Source organism: Mesorhizobium sp. M7A.F.Ca.CA.004.12.1.1, from assembly GCF_003997835.1.
GTDB lineage: Bacteria > Pseudomonadota > Alphaproteobacteria > Rhizobiales > Rhizobiaceae > Mesorhizobium.
Genome location: NZ_RZRK01000452.1, coordinates 1 through 5,144 on the forward strand (window position 1 = coordinate 1; position 5,144 = coordinate 5,144).

A 5,144-nucleotide genomic window follows, 5' to 3' on the forward strand; every position below is an offset into this window, starting at 1 on the left:
CGCTGGTGCCGATGCTGTCGATCGCCGAAAACATCTTCCTCGGCAACGAGCACGCCAGATACGGCATCATCGACTGGAATTCCAACGAGGCGCGCACCAGCGCCCTGTTGAAGAAGGTGGGCCTCAAGGAGGACCCCAAGACGCTGATCACCAATATCGGCGTCGGCAAGCAGCAGCTGGTCGAGATCGCCAAGGCGTTGAGCAAGGAAGTCAAGCTCCTGATCCTCGACGAGCCGACGGCGTCGCTCAGCGAAAAGGACAGCCAGGCGCTGCTCGACCTTCTGCTCGAATTCAAGCGGCAGGGCATGACCTCGATCCTGATCTCGCACAAGCTCAACGAGGTGAACCGGGTCGCAGACAAGGTGACGGTGATCCGTGACGGGCGCACCATCGAGACGCTGGCCAAGAAGGACATCTCTGAAGACCGCATCATCACTTCGATGGTCGGCCGCTCACTCGACGACCGCTATCCGCCGCGCGAGCCTGACATCGGCGAGGTCGTGTTCGAAGTGAAGAACTGGTCGGTCTATCACCCGATCCATGCCGAGCGGCAGGTGATCAAGGGCATCGACATCAACGTGCGCAAGGGCGAAGTGGTGGGCATTGCCGGGCTGATGGGCGCTGGCCGCACCGAATTCGCCATGAGCCTGTTCGGCCGCTCCTACGGCCGCCGCATCTCCGGCGAGGTGCTGCTCAAGGGCAAGCCGGTCGACGTTTCCTCGGTGAGCAAGGCGGTCCAACACGGCATCGCCTACGTCACAGAGGACCGCAAGACCTACGGTCTCAACCTCATCGACCATATCAAGCACAACATCACGCTGGCCAATCTTGGCGGCGTCTCGCGCCACAGCGTGATCGACGACATGCGCGAGCTCGCCGTTGCCAACGACTATCGCAAGAAGACCAATATCCGCGCTTCCAGCGTCTATCAGATGACCGGCAATCTCTCCGGCGGCAACCAGCAGAAAGTGGTGTTGTCGAAATGGCTGTTCGCCGACCCGGACGTGCTGATCCTCGACGAGCCGACGCGCGGCATCGATGTCGGCGCCAAGTACGAAATCTATACGATCATCGCCCGTCTCGCGGCTGAGGGTAAGGCGATCGTCGTCATCTCGTCGGAAATGCCGGAATTGCTTGGCATCACCGACCGCATCTACGTCATGAACGAAGGGCGCATCGTGGGCGAAATGCCCGCCGCGGAAGCAAGCCAGGAAAAAATAATGCGCGCCATCGTTCGTGGAGAAGGAAAAGCAGCATGAGCACCGAAAGCGCCCCCGCCCCGCAGGGCAACGTCGCCGAAGAGCAGCGCCCACGCATTGCCGTCTCGGCGCTGACGACGAACCTGCGCGAATACGGCCTGATCCTGGCGCTGATCGCCATCATGGTGTTCTTCCAGTTCACCACGAACGGAACGCTGTTCAAGCCGGTGAACCTGAGCAACCTGGTGCAGCAGAACTCGTTCATCATCGTGATGGCGCTGGGCATGCTGCTGGTGATCGTCTCCGGCCATATCGATCTAAGCGTTGGCTCGGTCGCTGGCTTCATCGGCGCCTTGGCGGCGATGATGATGGTCATCTGGCCGCTTGGTCCGTTCAGCAACCCGCTGGTGGTTTCGATCATCTGCCTGATCGTGGGCGGCGCGATCGGTGCGGCGCAAGGCTATTGGATCGCCTATCACCGAATACCGAGCTTCATCGTCACGCTGGCCGGCATGCTGATCTTCCGCGGCATCTGCCAGGCCCTGCTGGGCGGCGGATCCTCGGTGGGGCCGCTACCCGATGGCTTCAAGGCGCTCAGCTCCGGCTTCATCCCGGATGTCATCGGCCCGCTGACGCTGATCCCGCCAACAGTGAACGCGGCCGGCAAGACCATCATGGGCAGCGGCCTGACGCTGCACATGACGACGATCGTGCTGGGCCTGATCGCTGTTCTGGCCTACGCCTATTTCGGGGTGAGGACGCGCCGCAAGCGCGAACGCCATGGCTATGAGGCCGAGCCCTTTGCCCTGTTCGTCGTCAAGACGCTGGTCGGCAGCGCGCTGGCGCTGTTCCTGGTCTACCAGTTCGCCAGCTACAGGGGCCTGCCGGTGGTGCTGCTCGTCATGGGCGTGCTGATCTCGCTGTTCGTCTTCGTCACCAAGCGCATGACCATCGGCCGCCGTATCTATGCCATGGGCGGCAATTCCAAGGCCGCGCAGCTTTCAGGCATCAACACCGAGCGGCTGACGCTGATGGTGTTCATCAATATGGGCGTGCTGTCGGCGCTCGGCGGCCTGATCATCGCGGCGCGACTGGGACAGGCGGTGCCGGCCGCGGGCCTCGGCAGCGAGCTCGACGTCATCGCCGCCGTCTTCATCGGCGGCGCCTCGGCGATGGGCGGCGTCGGTCAGGTCATCGGCGCGGTGGTCGGCGGCTTCATCATGGGCGTGATGAACAACGGCATGTCGATTATGGGCGTCAATGTCGACTGGCAGCAGGTGGTCAAAGGCCTGGTGCTGCTCGGTGCCGTGATCTTCGACGTCTACAACAAGAACAAGGCTTGAACGGGCTTAAGAGCAATTCCAGGAAAATGTGAAACGGTTTTCCGCCTGGAATTGCGCCAAGACAATGAGTTAGAGCGGTTCGCCGTTTCCGTGAAACGGTGAACTGCTCTAGGCGAGGCAAGCAGGAGGCATACGATCGCGGCGCTGCCGGCAACCCGCCGGTAACAGAAGTCCCTGAGGGACCAGGCCCGCGAGCGCAATCCGAACTGAGAATTTAAACCGTGGCATGGACGAGGTCCCGGCCGCGCTGAGTAAGGTCTGCCGTTTTGGCAGTCCTGCCAAGGCAAATGAGAGAGGATTCATCATGCTGATCTCCCAGATCCTCGACGACGCCGAGACCATCCGCGTCGTCGCCCGCAATGGCGGCAAGACCCGGATCATCAATGGCGCCCGCAGCGTCTATTCGCTGGCGATGGAGGCCGCCCGCACCGGCGTCGGCCTCGTCGCGCTGATCGAACGCAAGGGGCTTGGCGAGACGGTCGATCTCGAGGCCGCTTACAAGAAGGGGCGGCTGCTGTCGCCGATCAATCACCCTGATCCGGCGCATCTGCACCTGACCGGCACCGGGCTGACGCATCTCGGCTCCGCCGCGACGCGCGATTCCATGCACAAGAAGCTGAGCGCCGACGGCGAGGAGCAGCTCACCGATTCCATGAAGATGTTTCGCATGGGGCTGGAGGGCGGCAAGCCGGCGAATGGCCAGATCGGCGTGCAGCCGGAATGGTTCTACAAAGGCAACGGCACGATGGCGGTGGCGCCAGGTGCCGCACTTCTGTCACCGGCCTTTGCCAAGGACGCCGGCGAAGAGCCCGAGGTGGCCGGCATCTATGTCATCGGCGACGACGGCGCACCTTTCCGCGTCGGCTTCACGCTGTCGAACGAGTTTTCCGACCACGTCACCGAGCGCGTGAACTATCTGTTCCTCGCCCATTCCAAGCTGCGCAACGCCTCGTTCGGTCCGGAAATCCTGATCGGCGACCTGCCGCCCGATATCCGCGGCACCTCGCGCATCGTGCGTGACAGCGAGGTGCTGTGGGAAAAGCCGTTCCTGTCCGGCGAAGCGAACATGTCGCACACCATCGCCAATCTCGAACATCACCATTTCAAATACGCGGCCTTCCGCCAGCCGGGCGACGTGCATGTGCATATGTTCGGCACGGCCACGCTCTCTTTCGCCGACGGCATCAGGACCGAGGCCGGCGATGTGTTCGAGATCGAGGCCGGGGACTTCGGCCTGCCGCTGCGCAATCCGCTGGAGATCGAAAAGCCGGTGAAGGTGGCTGTGAAGGCGCTTTGAGGTAGCGCCTTTTTCCTTCTCCCCTTGTGGGAGAAGGTGGATCGGCGCGTTAGCGCCGAGACGGATGAGGGGTGTTCCAGCGAAATAAGACGTTTGCGTTCCCTGGAACACCCCTCATCCGCCGCCTTCGGCGACACCTTCTCCCACAAGGGGAGAAGGGAAGAAGCGCCCAGCCTCAATAAATATCGAAGTCGAAATACTTGGCCTGGATCTTCTTGTAGGTGCCGTCGGCAACGATCGCATCGATGGCCGCGTTGAGCTTGTCGCGCAGGGCCGTGTCTTCCAGGCGCACGGCAATGCCGGCTTGCGTTTCGGTGCCCTTGACGTCGCCGACCAGCTTGCAGCAGCCGTCGCTTGCCTTCTTCAGCCAGTCCATCAGCACGAACTTGTCCGAGATCACGGCGTCAAGACGACCGTTGGTCAGGTCGGTGATCGCCTCTTCCTGGGTCGGATAGAGCTTTGCCTCCGCGCCTGCCTTGCCATACTCATTCTGGGCATAGTCGGCCTGCGTGGTCGAAGCCTGGGCGCCGACCGTCTTGCCGGCCAGTGCCGGTGGTTCGGTCGAGGTGAGATCGCTGTCCTTCGGCGCCACCAGAGCCAGCGGTGTCGTATAATATTTGTTGGTGAAGGCGACCTGCTTCTTGCGCTCCTCGGTGATGCTCATCGAGGCGATGATGGCGTCGAATTTCTTCGCCTGCAAGGCGGGAATGATGCCGTCCCAGTCCTGCGTGACGATCTCGCACTCGACCTTCATCTGCGCGCATAGTGCATTGGCGATGTCGATGTCGAAGCCTTCGACCTTGCCGTCAGCGGTAATGGTGTTGAACGGCGGATAGGCGCCCTCCGTGCCGATCTTGATTTTTTCAGCTGCCTGCGCCGACAAAGAGCCGGCAGCCATCACCAGCATGGCAGCGCCCGCTGCCGATACGATCCATTTTGAAATCTGCATTTTCTTGGTTCCCCTTGAACGCCGGCATCTTGACGGGCGGCAAGGCAGCCAAGCATGGCGCGCCGGTACAGGCAAGTATTTTGCCTTGGGGCAATGAGGTCAGCGCGCGGCGCGGAAATGCTTGGACAGCTTCAGGCCCTGCGCCTGGTAGTTGGAGCCGAGATCGGTGCCGTAGAGGGCCTGCGGCCGCTTCAGCATGTGTTCGTAGACCAGCCGGCCGACGATCTGGCCATGGTCGAGAATGAACGGCACTTCGTGGCTGCGCACTTCCAGCACCGCCCGGCTGCCGGTGCCGCCGGACGCGGAATGGCCAAAGCCCGGATCGAAGAAGCCGGCATAGTGGACGCGGAACTCTC

The 5,144-nt window shown here is 62.1% G+C and carries 5 protein-coding genes; 3 read left to right on the forward strand and 2 right to left on the reverse strand.

Annotated elements, in window-relative coordinates; translation table 11 throughout:
* The 3 genes from EN984_RS22180 to araD1 all read left to right on the forward strand — a co-directional run.
* The coding region (locus EN984_RS22180) for a sugar ABC transporter ATP-binding protein (RefSeq protein WP_164765575.1) at positions 1-1,259 on the forward strand (1,259 nt) is incomplete at its 5' end.
* On the forward strand, positions 1,256-2,542 hold the full coding sequence (gene mmsB / locus EN984_RS22185; protein WP_027038593.1) for a multiple monosaccharide ABC transporter permease: 1,287 nt from the start codon (positions 1,256-1,258) through the stop codon (positions 2,540-2,542). The genes EN984_RS22180 and mmsB, both read left to right, overlap by 4 nt.
* A gap of 304 nt (positions 2,543-2,846) precedes the next feature.
* On the forward strand, positions 2,847-3,839 hold the full coding sequence (gene araD1, locus EN984_RS22190) for an AraD1 family protein (protein ID WP_127266707.1): 993 nt from the start codon (positions 2,847-2,849) through the stop codon (positions 3,837-3,839).
* A 175-nt stretch (positions 3,840-4,014) separates the two neighbouring features.
* On the opposite strand, the gene EN984_RS22195 is transcribed toward araD1, so the two are convergent.
* Both EN984_RS22195 and EN984_RS22200 read right to left on the reverse strand, forming a co-directional pair.
* Positions 4,015-4,788 carry an ABC transporter substrate-binding protein gene (locus EN984_RS22195; RefSeq protein ID WP_127266706.1) on the reverse strand — a complete coding sequence of 258 codons (774 nt, stop codon included), beginning with the start codon at positions 4,786-4,788 and terminating at the stop codon, positions 4,015-4,017.
* 99 nt (positions 4,789-4,887) lie between these two features.
* On the reverse strand, positions 4,888-5,144 hold a 257-nt coding region (locus EN984_RS22200; RefSeq protein ID WP_206517458.1), incomplete at its 5' end, for a 2'-deoxycytidine 5'-triphosphate deaminase.

What these genes read in the sequence shown, in the direction of transcription:
- mmsB (WP_027038593.1), top strand. Translation starts at nt 1,256, where the DNA reads ATGAGCACCGAAAGCGCCCCCGCCCCGCAGGGCAACGTCGCCGAAGAG.
- araD1 (WP_127266707.1), top strand. Translation starts at nt 2,847, where the DNA reads ATGCTGATCTCCCAGATCCTCGACGACGCCGAGACCATCCGCGTCGTC.
- EN984_RS22195 (WP_127266706.1), bottom strand. Translation starts at nt 4,788, where the DNA reads ATGCAGATTTCAAAATGGATCGTATCGGCAGCGGGCGCTGCCATGCTG.